Genomic DNA, 22,039 nt, shown 5'->3' on the forward strand with positions numbered 1-22,039 from the left:
GAAAAATCAGGATGGCACATCCGATAACAGCATAATCTCAACAAGATCAGTGTCAAAGATAGTTGTGGAGCATCCAGTATCCAAATGAGCAAAACGATTAATAGGAGACATTCGCTATACAAGTATTATTCAAAATAATGATGATGTTGATTTCGGGAGTTACATCATCTTCCGAGTATAAATATTATAGTGCGGAGTGGCCATCCATGGCTCCAACCATTGTATCAAAGGATCGTCTAACAGTTGATTCAACCTATTATAACGAACATATCATAGAGCGTGGCGACATTATTGTATTTACTGACTCAATTAATGGATCGGACTTCGTAAAGAGAGTAGTAGGATTATCGGAAGATACAGTAAAGATAACTGATAATAAACTTTATGTTAATGATGTAATACAAGAAGAGAAATATACACAGGCTGAAATTAGAATGAGCTTTTGATAGTAAAAATCTAGTAATGACAAAAATATTAAAAGATACTAAAGATACTCACGTTGGATGTATGTACATTGAAGCAATGGAATAGTTGGTCTACATCAAGCACAGGTACCACAATTGTTCTTAGTTGTGAGTGGTGAAGGAATCGTTAAGGGTAAAGAGGATAAATAATTAATTATTAAGGCAGGATTTGCAGCATATTGGGAAGCAGAGGAATGGCATGAAACAAAAACAGAAAAAGGATTAACAGCTATTGTTATTGAAGGTAACTCATTAGAACTAATGATGGAAGAGAAAGAATGGTTATAAACTAATTAATTCATCTCAAGGAGGTTTTGTATGAAGACCACTATTTATATGGTTAGACATGCCGAGTCACCATACAATGAAGGAAGCGAAAGGACAAGAGGACTTACCCCTAACGGTAAAATGAAAATTGAAAATGTAACAGAGATTTAAATAAATGAAGGAGTAGACATTATTATATCTAGTCCTTATGCTCGGGCTATTCTAAGTGTCGAGGGATTAGCTCAACAGTTAAACTTAGATATACATATATTTGAGGATCTCAGAGAACGACATTTTGCTGGAGAAGATTATAGGATTGATAATACAGAGTTATTGTCAATGATCCGAGAGAAATTTAATGAACCTGATTATTCTTTACCCGGAGGAGAGTCCAATACGGTTTGCCAGAATAGATCAGTCGCAGTGCTAACAAGCATATTGAAAGAATACGAAGGGAGAAAAATTGCTGTTGGAACGCACGGTCTTGTAATGACCTTGATGATGAATCATTTTGATTCAAATTATGGTTTAGATTTTTTAAATCAACTAAAGAAACCAGATATCTATAGAATGGAATTTGAAGATTCTAAATTGAAAGAAGTAACAAGATTATGGAATGATACCAACATAGAAGCCCACTTAAGATAAGAACTATCAAGGTGTCTGTCGTATATCTAATTAATATGAGGAGTAGAGGTGAGTCTATGAATAAAGGTCATTTTATAATCACGGGTACATCAAGAGGGATCGGTGAACAGTTAGCTAGGATGCTCCTTAATCAAGGTAATGTTGTTTATGGGATTTCACGTGGCGATTTTAATGGTTTAGATAAGTACAAGAATTACATTCATCATCATTTCGATCTGAGTAATATATTAGGAATCGAACGTATGTTGAAGGGGATTTTCAATCAAATGAACTTACATGATTCGGAAATGATATGCCTTATTAATAATGCTGCCATGCTCGAACCGTTAAAAACGATCGACAACTGTTGCGCTGAAGAGATGAATAAGAATATAGAAATTAGTCTAATTGCTCCTATGGTTATGACATCTTACTTTATAAAGCAATTCAATTCTGTCCCAATAAGGAAAAAGATAATTAACATTTCTTCCGGATCTGGGACATACCCAGCACCTGCCATGAGCGTGTATTGTACAGCAAAAGCTGGAATAAATATGTTTACTCAATGTATTGGAGCTGAGCAATCGAAACAACCATACCCCATAGAAATAATCGCTGTAGAACCAGGTATGGTGGAAACGGAATTACAAGTAACGGCCAGAGGAAAGAATGATCAAGATTTTGAAATGGCGAAGTTCTTTAGACAAGCACATGAAACAGGACAGTTACAATCAACAGAAGAGCTTGGGAAATACTTACTACATATTATTGATCAGAAGATGGAGTCGGGAAAGTTGATTCAAAGGCATATTAGCATATAGCGTATTAACCCTTTTGCACATCGAGGATAAAGAGACGGCATTAAATAATATTTACAATTCGCTTAAAAATAACGGTTTATTTGTATTATCAGTTAGCAAAGATGATGACTGGTTTGACTATGGTGACAGGAGGATAAAGCTTTATCCTATGGAATTAGATGAATATGTTCATCTTTTTCAATCCGTTGGTTTTCAAATTCAATCGATTCAGGAAACGGAAGGTAAATATGCAACAATCATGATTGGGAAGAAATAATATAAGGATGTTAAGGAGAATTGATATGCAAATCGAGACTCAAAGATTAATCATTCGTGACTTTAATAAGGAAGATTGGATAGATGTACATAAATATGCTTCGCTCCATGAAGTGACTAAATTCATGATCTGGGGACCTAATAGCGAAGATGAGACCAAGATGTACATACAGGAACAACTTGAGAAGCAACAATCGGTCGACAGAAATGATTATGAATTTGCTGTAATTCTAAAGGAATCTAATGTACTTATTGGTGGATGCGGGATTTATATTAAACAGCATAATGCTGAGATTGGGTATAGTTTCAACCCCGAATATTGGGGGGGTGGATATGCCACAGAGGCATCACAAGCATTGCTACTCCTAGGTTTTGAAGAATTTAACGTTCATAGAATGTTTGCGACTTGTCGTCCTGGAAATGTACCTTCTGCAAATGTACTGAGAAGAATAGGAATGAAACAAGAAGGACATCTAAGAGAACATATGTGGTTTAAGGGAGCATTTCATGATTCCTTTTTATTCTCAATCATTGTCAGTGAATTTTCTGAAATCATATAACTTCATATACTGACTAGGGGTAGCTTGATCCTATAATCGAAAGAAGGTAGCTATATGAGAAAAGTATTGATACTTTTGTTCACAGTATTAGTGGTTATCACTTTGTTTATTGGTATAAATCATGCCCATAACAATGAACCAGATATATGGGGGTCCATTAATCATGTTGAATGGGATTATAACGATAGTTTCCCAGGCTCAGGTATGTATTTTTTTGAAGAAAACAATAAAAAGTATTGTATGTTTATGCTCTATGGAAGTGGAGTCTATGTCATGGCACACCACCAATCTGAAGTTAAGATCATAAATAATCAGGAAATAGAGATCGAAATTCCTAATCATTTTATTCATTTAGCGGAATCGATCATGAGAATTAATAAACATAGAGTTAGATTAAAACAAGGAAATTTGATTATGGATAAGAAGATTTACAAAGCTTCCGAAACACCCAATAACTATAAACATATTTTGAAGTGAATTAATGTTTTTTTTAAAAATGATAGAAGGTAGAGGGGATTTATATGAGTTTAGATGAAATTCTATGCTTCCACATCGTACACTCATTTATTTCATGAAGGCGTTAGAGCAGTAGTTGAAGAATATAATTATAAATATACAGGTTGTTACCAATGTGGGAAATGTAAAGATGCTTGGAGGGTTGTTCCAGAAATACTACAGTTACTTAAAAATCAGCATGAACATTACTTATCGAAACTATAACAATTAATGAATTTTACTCAATTAAAAGGATGTGCAAGTGTTGTCTATTAAAACAATTCCAACCGAAAATTTTCAAAATCATTTTAGTGCAGACTGTGAAAAGTGTTTTGGTATATGTTGTGTGGCACTACCCTATGCCAAATCTGCTGATTTTGCTTTTAACAAACAGGGTGGGACACCTTGTTCAAATCTGCAAGCTAATTATCGTTGTAGTATTCATGACAAACTAAGAGTAAATGGTTTCAGGGGCTGTACGGTATATGAATGCTTTGGGGCAGGACAAAAAGTTTCACAAACCACATATAACGGAAAAGATTGGCGAGATCATCCCGAGACGGCTAAGGAAATGTTCGATGTATTTCTCATCATGCAACAACTTCATGAAATGTTATGTTACTTACATGAAGCACTTCACATAGCGGACGCTAAGCCTATTTATAAAGATTTACAAAAAGCCTTAGAGGAAACAGAACAACTTACATATCAATTCCCTAGCGCTATATTAGACCTACATGTACCAACACACAGGGCAATTATAAATCATTTACTTCTAGAAACAAGTGAATTAGTCCGTGTACCATTTAAGGAGAACATCGAGTACTGGAACCAGAAGGGAATAGGTAAGGGGAAAGACCACATTGGAGCAAGTTTAAGAGGTGCTAATCTTAAGGGTGTCAATCTGAGAGGCGTTTTATTTATAGCTGCTGACCTCAGAGATGCTGACATGAGGATGACGGATCTGATTGGTGCAGATTTGAGAGATGCTGATCTATGTGGAGCTAATCTTAATGGAAGTATCTTTCTCACACAAGCACAAGTGAATTCGGCAAATGGCGATATAAATACGATATTACCAGCACATCTAAGTAGACCACATCATTGGGTTAAGGAACAACTGGATAGCCTAATCCTATCTAAGAACCAGAAATAACATGATTCATGGGATTTTTGAGCCCTGAAGAGATATTAAAGAAGCTAATGAATACATACAATACTACTATACTAAAGAAATGAGACAGTTTTCTGACCATATTTGGAGGTGTAGTATGATTAGAGTAGGGATCGTCGGGGGTACAGGGAAACTGGGAAGTGATATTATTAGATTGTTAATGGATCATAACGAAATAACATTAGGTGCCGTTATCGCTCGAAAGAACAACCCCTTCGTTGGGAAAGATATCGGTTCTATCATTGATAATCAGAATACGGATATTAGAATCCAGGATGATGTTCTTGGATCAAGAGAAAAATGTGATGTATATATTGATTGTACAAATGCGGATTCATTTATAAATAATTATGAGGCATATGTTCTTAGTAATAAACCCGTGATCATTGCAACTACAGGGTTTGATTCCAACCAGATGAGAAAGATTCATGAGCTTGCTGAATCGATTCCTGTTGTTATATGTCCTAACTTTTGTATCGGAGTATACAAATTCCTTAAATTAATCAGATTGGCAGCTATAGAGTATGGATTAAATGCAGATATTGATATTTTTGAGTATCATCATAAACATAAGAAAGATAAGCCAAGTGGAACTGCTATGGCCATAGCTTCTACAATAAGAGACACAGGGCGTGAAGAACACATTAATTTGCATAGCGTAAGGGCAGGAAACATTATTGGTGAGCACAGTATTTTGTTTACCAATGATAACGAAAGAATCGAGATTTCACATAAAATATATTCCCGAGAAGGCTTTTCAAGGGGAGTTATTGAGACCATTAAATGGATGATCCATCAAGAGGCCGGTTTGTTCGGGATCGAAGATATTATTAGATAAGATTCATACAGCGAAAGGGACACAAAAATGAGTGATATCCAATATAATATACAATTTGAAAAATTATGTAGTCTTTTGCAAATTGGAGATATAGTCGGTGTACCTGAAGCAATATCGGGTGGGTTCTTACATAGAATGTACGCTCTTGAGACCACCCTTGGAAAATATGCAATTAAAGCATTAAACCCTCATATCATGCTTAGACCTGTGGCACGACAGAACTTTATCAATTCAGAACGAATCGCTCATATCGTTGCAAATAATAGGAACATACCTGCTATCCCAGCTACAATAATTCATGGAGCTTGTATACAAGAGATAGATAACCAATGTTATCTTGTATTCGATTGGGTAGAAGGTAGAAGTCTAAAGCCTAATGAAATCAATAGAGTCCATTGCTTACACATAAGTGCTATTCTTGCTGAAATACATATGACGGATTTTATAGAATCAGGTATAACGATAGAATGCTCGGATCATGAACAACATACAGATTGGAACTACTATTTGCAAAAAGGACAAGAGAATCATGCGACGTGGGTTGATTTACTTCTCGAACATATGGACATGCTGTACGATTGGAATGTCCAAGCCAATCATGCAGCAAAAGTGCTGTCATCAGAACGTGTGATTAGCCATAGGGATTTGGATCCAAAAAATGTGATGTGGAATCAAGATAAGCCGATGATTATAGATTGGGAGGCGGCTGGCTATATAAATCCGATGCAGGATGTAATTGAAACAGCTATTTACTGGTCTGAAAATGAACGAGGAAACATTGATAAAGATAGATTTCTGGCTTTTATCGGTGGATATAAAGAGAGAAACGGAACAGTGCAAGCGAATTGGAGAATGGTCTTGGTACATGGTTTTTTAGGTAAATTAGGTTGGCTGGAGTATAATTTGAAACGGTCTTTATGGATTGAATGTACGGATCATCAAGAACAGCAGATGGGTACAGCCGAAGTAATAGCAACAATTCATGCGCTTAGACGGTATGCAGAGATGATTGATGAAATAGAAGTATGGTTGAACGTCGTCTAACATAATGTAAATACCGTTATTACGATGCTGGCTTGGGTACATGCGACATATATGTTACGATTCAAGAGACATGTATTCGTTGACCGGCCATTGAAGCACCATCTTTAGCATGTTAACAGATTGTCCCTAATGATATATAGAGAGCAGGTTTATAGTGAATGGCAGAAAATAGACAGCAGAGCTTTCGTTTCAGCGAAGCACCCATCTGGGATTTGCAACGGACGTATTTTGAAGAACAAGGAATGCAAGCGTGGAATAATGACCAGGTTCCGCAATATATCACGAGTAACCCCATGATTGCCAATGCCTACGCAGAAATGATATTTGGATTCCTTCAAGACTGTGCCGGAAGAGGCAACACTACAGACCCCGTTATCATTCTAGAACTAGGAGCGGGAGTAGGACGTCTTGCATTCCATGTATTGCATAAGTTGTGCGAGCTTAGAGATTATGCAGGTATTGCGTTACCCCCTTTCTGTTATGTGATGACAGATTTGGCTTCAAAAAATGTTGTTGGTTGGCAGAATCATCCTGCTCTACAATCTTTTGTTCAACAGGGAGTGCTGGATTTCGCACGTTTTGATGCCGTGCATGATACGGAGTTGAATCTGGTTGAATCCCATACAACGATCTCACCGGGTGATCTGAAGCAGCCGTTACTGATCGTCGCTAATTATTTTTTTGACAGTATTCCGCAAGAGCTGATCTATGTGGGTGATGGTAAGATTTTTGAATGCGATGTGTTAATTGAGTCCCCGGAGAATTCCGAGCTACTTAAGCCATCAGAAGCATTGGAACAAATGACACTGAGTTACGAGCATCGCCGGGCGCCTGAATACGAAGAAGATTCCTACTTGTATAAAGATGTGATTTCACTTTATCAACAGGAACTTGAGGATTCGCATATTCTATTTCCAGTGGCTGGATTGACATGCTTGGAGCGGCTGAATCAGCTATCACAGGCCGGATTCATGTTGCTTACAGCGGATAAAGGTGACCACCGATTAGATAACTGGAAGTTTGCAGAACCACCTCAGTTAATTCTACACGGTAGTTTCTCTTTGACGGCTAATTATCATGCTATTCAACATGTGTTTGAGCAACGAGGTGCACAGACACTCTTTACAACACATCATTATAAGAATATAAATGTGGGATGTATTCTCATGTTGAAAACACCAAATAGCTATACGAATACTCGATTGGCTTATCGTCGTTTTATCGAACGTTTTGGACCAGATGATTTCTTCACTATGAAAGAATGGGTAGATCAGCAATTCGAGACGATGGGATTGCAGCATATTTTGGCCTTTTGGCGTTTGGGTGGGTATGATGCGGAGTTCTTCATCCAGAGTACGAAATGGTTCTCGTCTCTGATGCTTGAAGCGAGCGATGAAGAGATGTTAGATATCCAAAAAGGTATACACATCATGTGGTCATCCTATTATGCGATGGAACAGCGTTATGATTTAGCTTTAGACGCAGGGTTACTGTTGTTTGAGATGGAGATGTACGAGGATGCGAAATTGTTCTTGGAAAGCTCACTTCATGCAGACGAAGATGAGCCCGTGCCAACGGTCTTATACTGTTTGGCAATATGTAGTTATGAGCTTGAGTTGGAAGAAGAAGCACTGGCATACACACGTGCAGCCCTTGTTCTGGAACCTGAGCATGAAGAGGCTTTAGCGTTACTGAAATGTTTTGAATGATGTAATACTATAATCAAGTAAAGGGGCTACGGCCCCTTATTGGTTAGAAGAATCCACTTGATTTATTGAATCAAAAAAGGATAATATAGTATTTCAATGTATAAAAAGTTCTTATAACAACGATAATTAAACATCTATGATAGTGCTAGGAGTGTTAATATGAAAGAATTAATTGATTGTCATCCCTTGAACTGGATCGAGGCCAATACGTTACAACCATTATCATATGAATCGGATAAATATGAGTATAAAACGGTAGAAGGTGCTATTCCGAGAGGGTTTCAAGCTTACTGTAAAATACTACACGCTATGTACATAGACGAAACTGTGAGTGATAAGAGTGAATTGTGGGACACTTATGAGGATGTGGAACCTACCCTTTCAAGGCGAATCTATTGGAGTGATATCTCCAAAGAACTAGGGATCCCACTGAAACCTGAGATCAATGGATTTACCTTTTGGTGTCATTTTAATAAGAATTGGCCAAGGTATCTTGTCAGTGCTGAAGTCGGTACGATGGATAGTGATTCTTTTGAACAACTTATTGAACTACTTCCCAATGATGAGAGCTGCTATTATTACTATCATTTATTGAAATCAGAGAGTTATCATCCTCGTCTATTTCGGGGGAATCTATCGGAAGTGAATCCATTGATCCAACAAGATGACCTAAGAGGAACTCCCACATATATATGGTCTGAAGACAAACATTGGTGCGTGTGTACGGACTATGATTTGGATTTCACGATTGTTGGTGGAACGGAAGAGTTAATCGAAGAAATTTGTGCAAATGAAACGTTGGAGACACTACGAGTTGAGCTTACGACTCGAATTGATTATAAGTCATATGTTGTATAAAAAAAGAGATCCGAAGATGGTTAGTCTTATATTTCAACGCTAAACGTTTCTTCGCCGCTAAAGGACGGCGAGGTCGTTTATGCTTGCTATCTTTTTTATTTGAAAGAAGCAAATCCTTCATCAGCCATTACAACACTTCCGTTAATTGCACTAGCTTCTGGCAGAGAGAGTAAATACACCGTATCTGCTATTTGTTCAGGTTGAGTTAATTTGTTACCCATGACTTTTTTCTTCATATCATTAATCATTCCTTGGTCTTTATATCCTTGAATAATGGGGGTATCAACAGCACCTGGTGATGCCAAGAATCCAAATACAGAAGCGGTATTAATGATAACACCTTTGATTCCAAGCTCACGCATTTTTTTACCTGCAGCAATGATACCATGGGCTACACCGTGCTGATTGACATTAATGACACAATTTAATGGCGGTTTCTTTTCTGATTCCACTTGCTCCACCTGTTATTACGGCTACTCTTTTTTCTGTTATTTGAGTTTCCTCCTTGTGAAATATAGTTATACTAGGTATGAAAGGTTACTTGCTAACTAATTAAAATTTTAACATTAACAAATCTTAAATAAAATTTAACTATATTTAATAAGTATTAAGTAATAATTAATACCAGGAGAATGCGATCTATGAATTTAGAACAGTTAGAGAATATCGTTGAAGTTGCAAAAATAGGCTCACTTACCAAAGCTGCGCAGAACCGTCATATCACGCTATCTGCTATAATATGGACCTGTTAATGTCTTATTTGTAAGCAATAATACTCGGGCGATTGAGAATGCAGTGGCAGGGGGTATAGCGATCACGATTGGTCTAGATTATTCCTTTCTAAAAACATCCGGAGTCACGCATCAAATTATGAAAACCATTGAACTTCGTTCTCCTGATTGCGATACGAAATACTTCGCGTCTGTGATACCCACGGGTAAACATGCTTCGCAGATTGCGCGAAGGTTTATCCATAGGCTTAAATATGAATTTGAGGAAGTCTTAAGAGGTTAACGTTCGTCAATCTAGCATTTGTGAGAATACAGAAGGAAAATATCAGAGTTTGTCGAAATACTTATGATGATAAAACCTCCTAAATATTCCTTTATATTCAAAAGTGAACATAAAAGATGAGTAGCTAGCTGCTTTATGTTTTTTTTGGAGAGGTAAATACGAAGGTCAGATTACTAGAAATGAATAACGAATCATATGTTGTAGGTGTAGGAGGTACGGAGGTCAGTGACTCAATGGCTCAGCTTACATAAGTAATAAAAATGGAGATGAATAACACATGGTTAATAATTTGATTATCGTGTTTGTGTTGACAATGATCATACATACGGCAGAAACGTTATCTTATTCTGTTCGATATGCAGGAGTCAAGATTAATAAAATCACGGTTGCATTAGCGTTAACAGGTATTATTGTACTGGTATCAAGAACGGCTAACTTAATACAGGCACCAATGACGGCTACATTCGTTGACTTTGCTAAGGCTAATCCTTCTTTTGACTTAATGCATAATTTAAGAATTATCATATTGGCTTCATCTGTAGGTACATTACTGGCTATTGTTCTATTTCCTACATTCGTTAATATTTTTGTTAGAGTTATTTCTAAACTTGAAGTTGCCGGTTCACTTCCGAGATTAATCTCGAGTGTGACGATAGGACAATTGAAAAATACGAAATACTATTTAAAAAAGCCTTCATTTAAAGTTCATCAATTCAGGTACTTAGGGATCCCCAAGAGGTTTTTACTTTTAAACGTGTTTGTAACCGCATTTTATACGATAGGTGTTTTGTCTTCATTATATGCCGCTCACCTATTGCCTGAATTAAGTACAACTGCTTCACAAGCCTCTGGGTTAATTAATGGAATTGCAACGATCATCCTGACTATATTTATTGACCCTCAGTTAGGACTCATCACGGATAAAGCACTACATAACGAGAAATCTAAAGATCAACTGGGCAAAATATATGTATTGTTAATGGTATCGCGATTCTTCGGGACCCTGTTGGCACAAGCATTTATCATACCCGCGGCTTATTTAATTAGTATGATCGTAAAGTTGATGTAATCGGAATAAATCAGTTAACAACGGGGATTGGGAGGTTCTAATGATGAGTAGACCGCAGATTGTACTTGATGTTGCAGGAGTATTAATTACTAATCTAACTCTCGCATGGCAAGAAACAGCTCATCAAGCTGGGATGACTCTTGGATCCTTAAGTGAGGTATTCAAGAGAGAAGTGCGTGAACCTTTATGGAAAGGAGAGATGACTGAGAGTGAGTTCTGGATATGGCTTACTAGCTATTGTCCAACATTGGATACTACATATGCACGAAGGTTGATTGATATACACATGGCTCCGCTACCTGCTTTTGAACAGTTAGTATATTGGAGCCAGATTGCAGACATCCATCTTCTTAGTAATCACAGAAAAGAATGGATAGATGATATATTGAAAACTATTAAACCTTATATTAAGAGCATCACTATTTCTAGTGAAGTAGGCTTGTGCAAACCAGATCCTTCAATATATACACTTGTAAGTTCTCAATTTGATAGTGATACTCAACTCATCATTTATGTGGATGACCAAGAGAAAAACCTGGTGCCAGCAAATGACCTAGGCTGGATGACTTGCATTGCAGATGATGAGGGGTTATGGATCGATGAAATAACCACAATATTTGACGTGTCCGATTAAGGAGAGAGGTAAATGATAGATATTTCTGAAATACTTGAAACAGAACTAGTAAAGATTATTATTGGTGCCTCTTCACAAACGTATCCGGGTTGGATTCAGACACAAGAAAATGAACTGAATTTATTAGTAAGAGATGATTGGAATAGAAGCTTCGGAACAAGAAGAATTAACACCATTTTGTCTGAACATGTATGGGAACATTTAACCTATGACGAAGGCGTAGAAGCTGCACGGAATTGTTATGATTTCTTAGATGTTGGTGGATATATTCGTTGCGCTGTACCAGATGCCTACTTCCTTAATGAATGGTATCAAAATATAGTCCAGATTGGTGGTCCAGGACCGAAGGATCATCCCGCTGCTAGTCATAAGATTGTACATAACTATAAGACGTTAATGAGAATGTTCGAAGAGGTAGGGTTTGAAGTTCATTTACTTGAGTATTGTGATGAAGACGGTGAATTTCATTATCATGAATGGAATGCTGAGGAAGGCTTTATTTATAGATCATACAGGTTCGATCATAGAAACCAAGGGGGAGAACTAGGTTTTGTCTCGCTCATCGTAGATGCAAAGAAGCTAGTGTAAGTATTAGATATGCAGGAATCATCATTTAGTCAAATATGATTTCAGAACAACTCGAAATGTAACTTAATACCTTATATAACGTTATATCATTAGTGATTCCAAGTCAGTGGTCACGAAGAATATTTCTCATAGGAGGAGATCAACATGTCTAATTTTAATGGACCCCCTGGTTTTTTTAGTGGTGTACCTATCTTTTTCATCATCTTTGCAGGAATCATCATTTCTGGATTCGCTTATGTAATTATTAAAGGAATTACGTCTTGGAGTACAAATAATGCTGCTGAAATAGTAACACAGAGATGTAAGGTTGTAGATAAGCGAACGGAGGTCTGGGGAGGATCAGGTGATTCCAGTGCCAGTACGAATTATTATATTACTTATGAATTTGAAGATCACACACGAAAGGAATTGCATGTTAGAGATAACTATTATGGATTAATCACTGTAGGAGATCAGGGTGAGTTAACCTATCAAGGAACTAGATTCAAGGAGTTCTTAAGACAAACTAATAACTGAAGAGGTGCGCTTAGATGAAGACTAAGAGCTTATTTTTCATTATTGCGTTCTTATTATGTACGAATATCATTACCCTCTCGTTATTAACAAAGTCAGAACCATTAATTGAGGGAACACAAAGTAATACTCCTGAGTTCGAACTATATCAATTAGAGGGAAAAGGGACTAAGTGGGAAGTGGATAATTATAAGGTTATTAAAACTCCTAAGCAAATAATAAGAACCTCTGCAAGATTAGCATATCTGGATGATGTTAAAGAAATAGAGAAATCCACCTATTATAGTGTTGATATTATTGAAGATCATAAGGTTGTCTATTCTAATACTGCTTCCGGTGAGGGTGGACCGGTCGGTGTAGTATTAAATATTGATGATATAGGATCTATAGAAAATGACTTGACAGAGTTCGATAAGAACATCAATCGAGGGACAATTGATAACACCCAATTAAAAATAACTTGGAAAGATAGTAAGGGGCATATCAATGAAGAGACGGTTAAACTGTCAATCATTGATGAGTTAATTGATGTTACCTCAGACCAAGGAAGTGGTTCCTAGTGTGTACAAGTTTTGTGGTACATAAGGATAATACAATTATCGGAATGAATTTTGATATATCCAAAAGACCGATCAAGATGATATTACAGAAGAATAATCAATTCTTGATTCTTCAGTATGAGGATGGAGAGTTTCTTCCTGCGTTTGGATTCAATAATAGTGGTACGTTCATGAATTTATTAATGGTGGATCCGAACGAAGAAGGCAAGTATAGACGTGGCAAACATTGTGTTAATATCATGAAGTTATTTGATGAAGTTTTATCCGAAAAGATTGAATTATCTTCATTACATGAGTATCTACAGGATCATTCGATTGTGAATGTTCCTAATTTCAGTGTGCACAGTATGATTGCGGGGATGAATCGGAATTCTTTTATTATTGAGCCCGGTAGAAGCAATGTGAACATGAGTGAACTGGAACAGGACTTTATGGTATTAACCAATTTCTCCTTATCTGATCAGAGCCATGAGGATTATAGAGAAGTTATAGGACCTGGAAATGAACGTTATACACAAGCATATGAAACTATTCTGAGAAATAAAGAAACGTTTAATAAGGATGTTGGGTTCTCTGTACTAAAAAAAACAGCACAGCATGATGGTGAGTATCCTACTCAATTATCGGTTATATCAGTTCCTGCAGAAGGTCTCATTTATTTTACTTTAGACGGAGATTTTAATAAGACTTTTGAATTCTCATTCACTGATCTTCAGATCCGCACAAGTAAGGGATTCGTAAATTCGAAATATTGCACACTTACTAAAAAAGGAGTCCTACTTGAAGAACTTAAAGGATGGTAAAGGTTTAAGAAGGAGCTTAGCATAATGGGAGTTGGAGTTATCATCCTTATCGCAATCGATGATGATAAATTTATCCGATATACGGATAATTGGACCAATCGGTAAGAAAAGAGGCGGATTTTCGTTCGATTTATGAACGGAGGGTCGCCTTTCTTTAAGTTTTACTTTACGAAGTAGCGAAGAGAACGGAATTGTCCTGAAGAAGCGTTAGCGTTCGGCTACAAGATTTCCGTAGGAAATCTACATCGGAAGCATAATCTGGCCATCGGATTTCAACTGATATTGGGGTTATACAATCAAGAAATCTGAGGGCAATAGCGATCGTAAGGACAATCCGTTATCGTAGCGGTAATTTTTAAAAAGGAGTGAAATCATGATCATTATGATTAACGGAGCTTTTGGTTCAGGAAAGACAACTACAGCGAATAAGCTTCTTCCATTGATTCCAAATAGTATGATGTTTGATCCAGAAGAAATTGGATACATGCTTCGAAATATTATTCCTGAAGCGATCCGATTAGATGTTGAGAGAACGGATGATTTTCAGGATATAGAATTATGGAGAGTTCTAACGGTACAAACAGCGGAGGCATTACAACATCAGTATAATAAGCACCTCATTGTGCCAATGACGATATATAAACCTCAGATTTTCGAATACATCGTTCATGGATTTCAGAGAATGGATAACCAAGTTCACCATTTCTTCCTTATGGCATCAGAAGATACTATATATAAAAGATTGACAGGGCGGGGAGATGAAGCCCATGGTTGGACCTTTCAGCAAACAGTCAAATGTGTGGAGGCTTTTAAAAATGCTAGATTTGAAGAACATATTATAACGGATGAAATGACGTCAGATGAAGTTGTGAATACCATTTTATTAAGGACGTTACCACAAATCGAAGAAAAATAGTTTGAATAATAGAATGCCATATATGTATATGTGTTTTCCAAAGAATATTGACAGAATTAGTGTTAATATTACATAAAGGGACAAAATATATGAAAATAAAGACTTTTTTATTAATATCTGTTATTGTAATGTTTGCTCTATTCATAGTTCTCAAGATAGGTAATCAGCCAAAGGATTCCATGGTAGAGTCCATAATCGACACAACAAAGGATAATCACTATGGAGACACCTTACAAATTCAAGGGAAATGAACTGCTCTATACGAATTTATAGTGAGTAAGTTGTCAGGTAGTTACGGTATATACACGAATTATTTGGATAGTGATCAGAATCCCAACATGGCTACTGGACACGAGGTATTAAGCGAGTCGGAAGGGTTAATGCTGCGTTATTATGTGATGACCCGACAGCAGGATGCTTTCGTTTAGGAATGGGCGCTCGTTGAACACAACCTCAATCTTTCATCAGGATTCAGTTATCGATATAGTCCCAAATGACTTACGAATTATTCGTGCGCTCTATGAAGCAGGGGTTGTTATGATATATTAACTTAACAACTCTGGAACAACTTCCACTTTCATCCGATCACATCCAGCAAATCTCCACGAATATGCTTGAAATTATACAGAATGGGTATTTGTCTGATAGCTTTCCACTATACGAGACTCGCTATCAATATGAGACAAACTCCTATAACTCAGAGAACATAAACACCGCTGAATCTTTACTTACTATACTTTCCCTTGCTGAAGTGAAGCAACAGAACCCATCGAGTATTCGGTATCTCAAAGAGCTTGTTAAAAAAGGTACATTATATGGCTAATACACCCGTGAGGGAACTCCAACAAATGATATTCAGTCCACTGCCATTTACGTTATTACATCGATGATCGGTTCTCAGATCGGAGATAAGGAACTTATGGTAATGGACTATATTTCAATGCGCCTGATTATGATAGTCAAATAGTACGGATGTTGTCTCGTCACAATCATTATTCATTGATTTGAATTTCTATAGTAAATATGGGTTCATATCTATTCTGGAATATTACATGGCGAGTCCAGACCAAGCGGGTAAATTGTTCGATCTTAGTGCGAAAAGTGCGTTTATTATCCGACCTCCTGCTATGGGGAATTACGAGAAATCGGTAGGTCATACTCCAGGGGAACAGACGACTTTCTTCTCAGGATATAGCCTATTGAAGAAAAGCATAACCCCTAGAACTTTTGGATTCATTGTCATTTGGATCGTTGTCATCATCGGTCTGTATATACCAAGTTTTATTACAGCTTTAAAGGCAAAAAGAATAAGAGAGGCTAGTCGACTACCGTTTAGTCTTACATTTATTTTATTTGGTTTATCGGGCATATTGGTTTCGATTATTGGAGCTCATAGCAGATATCATCCGGCGTCGTTTGTTGCGTGGAGATCAAGAAGGTGAGGAATAACATGTTTCTCTCAGTAAAATGGAAAATGCTCGTTATAACCTTAGTTTTTATTATGGGGATTTCGTGTTCTAATGTACATGCATCTGAACAAGTGCCAAGTCGTGTCCTTCTTCTTTATGATAGTTTGGCGAAAGGTACATCCAAAGAGGGTAATATTGAGTCTATGCAAAGGTTGCTATCCTCCTTTGGATTACAAGTAACCCAATCGACGTTCGACACCTATAAACAGGGCTCTTTATCACGGTATACTAAGGTCATTGGAATTCGGAATTTGGATGAACTTACAGTGAATAACAAAGACTTTTTGGATGACTTTAAGACCTACGAAGGTGATTATCTCCATATAGGAACATCGGTACCTAGCAAAGTAGAAGATGAGCTGGATATTCAAACGGTAAGCGCTAGCGATCTTTATATTAAGCTCTCTATTGATCAATTCTCAGAATCAAGAATTCATCTGTTGAATGTTCCTTATATTTTAGAAGCTGAGGGAATGGCTTATGGTCGTATTACGTCTGATCATGGTGATGTTCATTCACCCTATGGGGTTCGAGGTGAGCGTTATGCATACATCCCTTACTATGAACAAGGTAACCTCAGTGAAGTTGCTATATCTTATATTATAAGGGATTGGTTAGATACCACGAAACAGGGACAAACATACCTTATATTCAAAGAAATCTATCCATTCTCAGATTTAAAATTGTTAGAGTCCATGGCGGATAAACTCTATGGAGCAGGAATCCCGTTTATGGTCAGTACTAGACCTGTATTTAGTAACACGGATTATCCGGCTATGTTGCGCTATATGGAAACGTTAAAGTATGTACAATCTCGGAACGGAAGTATCATCGTGAATACACCCGTTGTATCATCGATCACGAGTGATAATGGACCCGTTTTACAAGCTCAAATGGAGTCCTATGTAGATGTACTAGCAGATTATGGTGTTGTACCTTTAGGTATTGGTGCGGAAATGTACTGGTCTTATGATCAACTATATGCTGAATATGGTATGGGATTGTTCGATTCTTCCGTTCTATTTCCAAATGAGAATGTTATATATCGATCTCAGAGTGATTCATCGCAGTCCTTCCGGTCTTCTTTGTACAGTGTGCCGTTAGCTTTTCTGAAGCAATTAGACCATTCTGATAAAATACTGCCCAATCCTCCAATGGACTCCGTGATCACTTATGATTTCCCAGGCAATGAGGAACAGCAAAATCAGGTGGTTCAAGAACTCATAGATAGTTGGATCACGTTCTCCGACTATAAATACGGGAATCACAACGTTATTACACAGAAGAATAGTCTTTCATCAAATAGCGGTTTTCTGACTGTAAATGGTCATAGAGTAGATTTGAATGATGCATATAGCAATATTGATTCTGATTATACGTATACGGTTAAGGAAGAGCAAAGTTTTACGAAACTATTTAGTATTCAGAATAAAATTTTCATCGTGCTTATTGTTATAACGTTGATCATGTTCGGAGGGCTATTTATTATTGGCTATCGATTTTATTTACGTAAATACATCAACCAGAGGAGAGATTTATGACAATTGCAGATGTCTTAATGTTACTTTCTGTAATCTGTAGTTGATCTCTTTTACTCGTGAATGTGGCTCTCATTGTGGCTGGTTACCTTTACTATGTTCAATGTGAAGGTGAGGAGATTCCAGAATTCCTCGGTGAGATTCCTTTTGTCTCTATTATGGTACCTGCACACTATTCTGGATATAATGATCGGGATCTTTCTCTGTGTTGGGTTATTGAATACAGCGGTTGGTGTCTCGGTCACCTTTGTGATACTAAATCTATTCGGATGGAACTATTGGATATCGACATTTATGGGGAATTCGATCGGGGCGGTTGTTAGTTATTTTCTAAATAAACATTTTACGTTTAAAAGTAAGGTATCCAATAAAGAGAACATGTGGAAATTCGCAATCGTCATTCTATTATGTTATCTCGTGTCGTATTCTGTCAGCTATATTCTATTCGAATTCATGTTTGGGCAACTCATTCATAATAATGTCATTCATACCAATCTAACCGCTTTAGTTGGAGCGGGAATCTATACCATGATGAACTATTTTACGCAAAAGTATGTTGTGTTTAAAAGAAGTGATGATATATAATAAAACCGTTAATGCCCTGTCCTTGTAGCCTTTTGCGAGCTATCTGGTGGGGCATTATGTAATTTAAGAGATCAGAATCAACATCCTATTAAAATTATTTGAATAAGTATCTATCAATCAAGATTAAACCATGTTAATATAAATTGTGACAGCAATTACTAAATATGGTTATAAAACCTATTTATTGATTTCTCGACCTCTGACATTATTATTCTATTACAATCGCACTACCATAAATCCTTTACTCCTCTTGAAATTAGCTTTTCTCGCCATGAAAAACCTACTGAATCTTCACAGGTTATAGGTTGCCTCACTCATTTCACTCAAAATAAAGTCATTAATTATCATCTTTTGTAATACACTCTACTCTTCTTTTACATTTTACAATCATAACGTAGGTTAATAAACTAAAATTTGAATTTGGGATAATAATAGGGGCCTATAACAGGTTTGTTTTCGTTAATTGTAGATTCTTGAGAGGGGGTGATAAGAAAATTCGTTCAATTTGGAAGGAGGATAAGTGATGCACCTTTGAAAGTAATGATGTACATGATCATTGAGAAAGGAAGGAACGGATGGGTTTGAAAGCGGTTACTTGTCTTAAGAGGAATTATGTGGAAAGTTCTCTAGTTTTGAAAATGCTCTATATTAATAATATGAAGGAGCTGAAGACATGACAAGTATATTTAGGAAGAAGTCTTTTAAGCTGTTTGTTCTCTTAACGTTCCTTATTGCGACTTGGGTACCTTTCGGAAGTGATAATAGTTATGCTGCTGAAGCCCATGTGGATAATCCTTTTGTTGGCGCAACACAATATATTAACCCCGACTATGCCAATCTGATTGACACTTCGATTGCGCAAGTTAATGATCCAGATCTTATTGCTAAAATGAACACCGTTAAAACTTACCCAACAGCCATTTGGTTAGACCGCATCGCGGCGATCTATGGTGGTGAGGCTAATGGTGGACGGAAAAGCTTAGAAGAAACATTGGATCATATCCTGACACAGAAACAAGGGAACACGCCGATCTCGGCAACCTTTGTTATCTATAATCTGCCAGGTCGCGATTGTCATGCATTGGCGTCGAATGGGGAACTCCCATTGACACAGGCTGCGTTGCAGACTTACAAGACGGATTATATTGATGTTATTGCGGATTTATTCGCTAAACCTAAATATGAAGGAATCCGAATCGTGACGGTCATCGAACCGGATTCCTTACCTAACCTAGTAACGAACTTAAGTACTCCTGCTTGTGGAGCAGCTAACTCGACGAACATCTATCGTGATGCTACTCGTTATGCACTTGATCAGTTACACGCAGTACCGAACGTATACACATACATGGACATGGGTCACTCTGGTTGGCTTGGATGGGATACGAATCTAGGACCATCTGTTGATCTGTTCACAACAGTCGTTGCTGGAACAACAGCAGGACTTAGTAGTGTAGATGGGTTCATTACGAATACAGCTAACACGACTCCAACGGTAGAACCGAACTTACCAGATGCAAGTCTGAGTATTGGGGGACAACCACTAAGATCTGCTAAGTATTATGAATGGAATCCATACTTTGATGAAGTAGACTTTACAGCAGCATTGTACGCTTCTTTTGTATCCAAGGGTTGGCCAAGTAGTACGGGCTTCTTGATTGACACTTCACGGAATGGATGGGGTGGTGTCAACCGACCAAGTACTGCAAGTGGAACTACGCCCACTGCGTATGCAGATTCCGGTCGTATCGATAAACGGTATCATCGTGGTAACTGGTGCAATGCAAGTGGTGCTGGTATGGGGATTCCACCAACCGTCGCACCAGCTGGGTATGCATCGTCACATCTTGATGCATTCGTATGGGTGAAACCACCTGGAGAATCCGATGGTTCTAGCTCTGCCATTCCTAACGATGAAGGTAAAGGCTTTGATAGAATGTGTGATCCTACGTTCACGAATGTGAATGGGACGTTGACTGGCGCATCAGCAAATGCTCCTGTATCCGGTCATTGGTTCCACAGTCAATTCGTTGAACTCGTTACCAATGCTTACCCGGTCATTCCAGCTAGCAATGGTGGCGGCACACCACAAATCCCTGCAGCACCAACAGGATTAGTTGCAACTGCGGGTAACTCTCAGGTGAGCTTAAGTTGGGCAGCAACCACAGGAGCTACGAGTTACACGGTGAAACGTGCAACGACTAGTGGTGGGCCATACACAGATGTAGCAACGGCTGTAACCAGCACAAGTTATGTGGATACAGGATTAAGTAATGGCACGACGTATTATTATGTCGTAAGTGCAACGAATACGGCTGGTTCTAGTGTGAACTCAGCTCAAGTCAGTGCAGTACCTGCCTCACTTGTAACAGTCCCAGCAGCACCAACAGGATTGGTTGCAACTGCAGGTGACGCTCAGGTGAGCTTAAGTTGGGCAGCAACCACAGGAGCTACGAGTTACACGGTGAAACGTGCAACGACTAGTGGTGGGCCATACACGAATGTAGCAACGGCTGTAGCCAATACAAATTATGTGGATGTAGGATTAACAAATGGCACGACGTATTATTATGTCGTAAGTGCAACGAATACAGCTGGTTCTAGTGTGGATTCTGCTCAGGTCAGTGCAGTACCTGAAGGTACAATTACTACATCTGATCTAGCTGTACAATACAGAACAAATAGCTCAAACAATGCAGGTAATACTATTCAAGCAAATTTCAATGTTAAGAACACAGGTACAACGGCTGTAAACTTAAGCGATTTGAAACTTCGTTATTACTTTACGAATGAAGGTAGTTCTGCACTTAGCTTCTGGTGTGATTGGGCACAAGTGGGTACTAGCAATATAAGTGGCACTTTCGCAACGATCACACCAGGTAGAACTGAGGCTGATACGTATCTGGAGATCTCATTTGGACCTTCGGCAGGATCTATTGCAGCTGGTGGCCAATCAGGAGATATTCAAGTTCGTGTGTCTAAGAATAACTGGTCTAACTTTGATTTCTCTGACGATTACTCATTTGACAGTACAAAAACATCGTATACGGACTGGAACAAGGTAACTTTGCACCAAGGTAGTACGCTTGTATGGGGTATTGAACCATAAAAGCATAAAAGATAAACAGAGCTAATGTGTCCGAGCGGATATGATCCACTCGGACATATCTGATGATAAAGGGGTACTGCATAATGGATTAGCGTATGCCGATATATATGTTATGTCATAGAATTAGGA

At 37.8% G+C, this 22,039-nt stretch carries 19 protein-coding genes and 4 pseudogenes; 22 read left to right on the plus strand and 1 reads right to left on the minus strand.

Annotated elements, in window-relative coordinates; all coding sequences use genetic code 11:
- Positions 1-137: 137 nt before the first annotated feature.
- The 10 genes and pseudogenes from lepB (at position 138) to AC1D7X_RS03235 (ending at position 9,112) form a co-directional block, all read left to right on the plus strand.
- Positions 138-446, plus strand: a complete 309-nt coding sequence (gene lepB, locus AC1D7X_RS03190) for a signal peptidase I (RefSeq protein ID WP_495474654.1) — start codon at positions 138-140, stop codon at positions 444-446.
- A 336-nt stretch (positions 447-782) separates the two neighbouring features.
- Positions 783-1,379 (plus strand): annotated as a pseudogene (locus AC1D7X_RS03195) (histidine phosphatase family protein).
- Between the two features lie 56 nt (positions 1,380-1,435).
- Positions 1,436-2,179: an SDR family NAD(P)-dependent oxidoreductase gene (locus AC1D7X_RS03200; RefSeq protein ID WP_495474655.1), complete on the plus strand. Its 744-nt coding sequence runs from the start codon at positions 1,436-1,438 to the stop codon at positions 2,177-2,179.
- 281 nt (positions 2,180-2,460) lie between these two features.
- Entirely contained in the window at positions 2,461-2,994 is a 534-nt protein-coding gene (locus AC1D7X_RS03205; RefSeq protein ID WP_495456349.1) for a GNAT family N-acetyltransferase, read from the plus strand.
- Positions 2,995-3,048: 54 nt separating this feature from the next.
- Positions 3,049-3,471, plus strand: a complete 423-nt coding sequence (locus tag AC1D7X_RS03210; RefSeq protein WP_495456348.1) for a hypothetical protein — start codon at positions 3,049-3,051, stop codon at positions 3,469-3,471.
- Between the two features lie 283 nt (positions 3,472-3,754).
- Positions 3,755-4,645, plus strand: a complete 891-nt coding sequence (locus AC1D7X_RS03215; protein ID WP_495474656.1) for a pentapeptide repeat-containing protein — start codon at positions 3,755-3,757, stop codon at positions 4,643-4,645.
- A gap of 115 nt (positions 4,646-4,760) precedes the next feature.
- Positions 4,761-5,501 carry a 4-hydroxy-tetrahydrodipicolinate reductase gene (gene dapB / locus AC1D7X_RS03220; protein ID WP_495456346.1) on the plus strand — a complete coding sequence of 247 codons (741 nt, stop codon included), beginning with the start codon at positions 4,761-4,763 and terminating at the stop codon, positions 5,499-5,501.
- A gap of 27 nt (positions 5,502-5,528) precedes the next feature.
- Positions 5,529-6,545 carry an aminoglycoside phosphotransferase family protein gene (locus tag AC1D7X_RS03225; protein WP_495456345.1) on the plus strand — a complete coding sequence of 339 codons (1,017 nt, stop codon included), beginning with the start codon at positions 5,529-5,531 and terminating at the stop codon, positions 6,543-6,545.
- A 158-nt stretch (positions 6,546-6,703) separates the two neighbouring features.
- Positions 6,704-8,254 carry a class I SAM-dependent methyltransferase gene (locus tag AC1D7X_RS03230; protein ID WP_495456344.1) on the plus strand — a complete coding sequence of 517 codons (1,551 nt, stop codon included), beginning with the start codon at positions 6,704-6,706 and terminating at the stop codon, positions 8,252-8,254.
- Between the two features lie 159 nt (positions 8,255-8,413).
- Positions 8,414-9,112: a hypothetical protein gene (locus tag AC1D7X_RS03235; RefSeq protein WP_495456343.1), complete on the plus strand. Its 699-nt coding sequence runs from the start codon at positions 8,414-8,416 to the stop codon at positions 9,110-9,112.
- 95 nt (positions 9,113-9,207) lie between these two features.
- Here the strand turns inward: AC1D7X_RS03235 and AC1D7X_RS03240 are convergent.
- Positions 9,208-9,531 (minus strand): annotated as a pseudogene (locus AC1D7X_RS03240) (SDR family oxidoreductase); the annotation flags it as partial.
- Between the two features lie 222 nt (positions 9,532-9,753).
- Between AC1D7X_RS03240 and AC1D7X_RS03245 the strand changes: the two are divergent.
- From AC1D7X_RS03245 to AC1D7X_RS03300, 12 genes and pseudogenes are all read left to right on the plus strand, one after another.
- Positions 9,754-9,849, plus strand: a pseudogene (locus AC1D7X_RS03245) (LysR family transcriptional regulator); the annotation flags it as partial.
- A gap of 554 nt (positions 9,850-10,403) precedes the next feature.
- Positions 10,404-11,195 carry a lipid II flippase Amj family protein gene (locus AC1D7X_RS03250; RefSeq protein ID WP_495456342.1) on the plus strand — a complete coding sequence of 264 codons (792 nt, stop codon included), beginning with the start codon at positions 10,404-10,406 and terminating at the stop codon, positions 11,193-11,195.
- 40 nt (positions 11,196-11,235) lie between these two features.
- Positions 11,236-11,829: an HAD-IA family hydrolase gene (locus tag AC1D7X_RS03255; protein WP_495474657.1), complete on the plus strand. Its 594-nt coding sequence runs from the start codon at positions 11,236-11,238 to the stop codon at positions 11,827-11,829.
- A 12-nt stretch (positions 11,830-11,841) separates the two neighbouring features.
- Positions 11,842-12,417: a class I SAM-dependent methyltransferase gene (locus tag AC1D7X_RS03260; RefSeq protein WP_495474658.1), complete on the plus strand. Its 576-nt coding sequence runs from the start codon at positions 11,842-11,844 to the stop codon at positions 12,415-12,417.
- 144 nt (positions 12,418-12,561) lie between these two features.
- The gene (locus AC1D7X_RS03265) at positions 12,562-12,933 is read left to right on the plus strand and encodes a DUF2500 domain-containing protein (RefSeq protein WP_495474659.1); all 372 of its coding nucleotides are present in this window, start codon (positions 12,562-12,564) and stop codon (positions 12,931-12,933) included.
- A 14-nt stretch (positions 12,934-12,947) separates the two neighbouring features.
- The gene (locus AC1D7X_RS03270; RefSeq protein ID WP_495474660.1) at positions 12,948-13,490 is read left to right on the plus strand and encodes a hypothetical protein; all 543 of its coding nucleotides are present in this window, start codon (positions 12,948-12,950) and stop codon (positions 13,488-13,490) included.
- Positions 13,490-14,293, plus strand: a complete 804-nt coding sequence (locus AC1D7X_RS03275) for a hypothetical protein (protein WP_495474661.1) — start codon at positions 13,490-13,492, stop codon at positions 14,291-14,293. Before AC1D7X_RS03270 ends, AC1D7X_RS03275 begins: the two co-directional genes overlap by 1 nt.
- 373 nt (positions 14,294-14,666) lie before the next feature.
- On the plus strand, positions 14,667-15,209 hold the full coding sequence (locus tag AC1D7X_RS03280) for an AAA family ATPase (RefSeq protein ID WP_495474662.1): 543 nt from the start codon (positions 14,667-14,669) through the stop codon (positions 15,207-15,209).
- A gap of 989 nt (positions 15,210-16,198) precedes the next feature.
- A pseudogene (locus AC1D7X_RS03285) lies at positions 16,199-16,651 on the plus strand (YfdI family membrane protein); the annotation flags it as partial.
- 8 nt (positions 16,652-16,659) lie between these two features.
- The gene (locus AC1D7X_RS03290) at positions 16,660-18,219 is read left to right on the plus strand and encodes a hypothetical protein (protein ID WP_495456333.1); all 1,560 of its coding nucleotides are present in this window, start codon (positions 16,660-16,662) and stop codon (positions 18,217-18,219) included.
- 144 nt (positions 18,220-18,363) lie between these two features.
- Positions 18,364-18,801 carry a GtrA family protein gene (locus AC1D7X_RS03295; protein ID WP_495474663.1) on the plus strand — a complete coding sequence of 146 codons (438 nt, stop codon included), beginning with the start codon at positions 18,364-18,366 and terminating at the stop codon, positions 18,799-18,801.
- A 673-nt stretch (positions 18,802-19,474) separates the two neighbouring features.
- A complete protein-coding gene (locus AC1D7X_RS03300; RefSeq protein ID WP_495474664.1) occupies positions 19,475-21,910 on the plus strand; it encodes a glycoside hydrolase family 6 protein in 2,436 nt (811 codons plus the stop codon).
- The last annotated feature ends 129 nt before the right edge of the window (positions 21,911-22,039 follow it).

This window comes from Paenibacillus sp. Y568 (genome assembly GCF_059445545.1).

Excerpts from the sequence above, each read along its gene's own strand:
- lepB (WP_495474654.1), top strand. The coding sequence starts at position 138 with ATGATGATGTTGATTTCGGGAGTTACATCATCTTCCGAGTATAAATAT.
- AC1D7X_RS03200 (WP_495474655.1), top strand. The coding sequence starts at position 1,436 with ATGAATAAAGGTCATTTTATAATCACGGGTACATCAAGAGGGATCGGT.
- AC1D7X_RS03205 (WP_495456349.1), top strand. The coding sequence starts at position 2,461 with ATGCAAATCGAGACTCAAAGATTAATCATTCGTGACTTTAATAAGGAA.
- AC1D7X_RS03210 (WP_495456348.1), top strand. The coding sequence starts at position 3,049 with ATGAGAAAAGTATTGATACTTTTGTTCACAGTATTAGTGGTTATCACT.
- dapB (WP_495456346.1), top strand. The coding sequence starts at position 4,761 with ATGATTAGAGTAGGGATCGTCGGGGGTACAGGGAAACTGGGAAGTGAT.
- AC1D7X_RS03225 (WP_495456345.1), top strand. The coding sequence starts at position 5,529 with ATGAGTGATATCCAATATAATATACAATTTGAAAAATTATGTAGTCTT.
- AC1D7X_RS03230 (WP_495456344.1), top strand. The coding sequence starts at position 6,704 with ATGGCAGAAAATAGACAGCAGAGCTTTCGTTTCAGCGAAGCACCCATC.
- AC1D7X_RS03235 (WP_495456343.1), top strand. The coding sequence starts at position 8,414 with ATGAAAGAATTAATTGATTGTCATCCCTTGAACTGGATCGAGGCCAAT.
- AC1D7X_RS03250 (WP_495456342.1), top strand. The coding sequence starts at position 10,404 with ATGGTTAATAATTTGATTATCGTGTTTGTGTTGACAATGATCATACAT.
- AC1D7X_RS03255 (WP_495474657.1), top strand. The coding sequence starts at position 11,236 with ATGATGAGTAGACCGCAGATTGTACTTGATGTTGCAGGAGTATTAATT.
- AC1D7X_RS03260 (WP_495474658.1), top strand. The coding sequence starts at position 11,842 with ATGATAGATATTTCTGAAATACTTGAAACAGAACTAGTAAAGATTATT.
- AC1D7X_RS03265 (WP_495474659.1), top strand. The coding sequence starts at position 12,562 with ATGTCTAATTTTAATGGACCCCCTGGTTTTTTTAGTGGTGTACCTATC.
- AC1D7X_RS03270 (WP_495474660.1), top strand. The coding sequence starts at position 12,948 with ATGAAGACTAAGAGCTTATTTTTCATTATTGCGTTCTTATTATGTACG.
- AC1D7X_RS03280 (WP_495474662.1), top strand. The coding sequence starts at position 14,667 with ATGATCATTATGATTAACGGAGCTTTTGGTTCAGGAAAGACAACTACA.
- AC1D7X_RS03290 (WP_495456333.1), top strand. The coding sequence starts at position 16,660 with ATGTTTCTCTCAGTAAAATGGAAAATGCTCGTTATAACCTTAGTTTTT.
- AC1D7X_RS03300 (WP_495474664.1), top strand. The coding sequence starts at position 19,475 with ATGACAAGTATATTTAGGAAGAAGTCTTTTAAGCTGTTTGTTCTCTTA.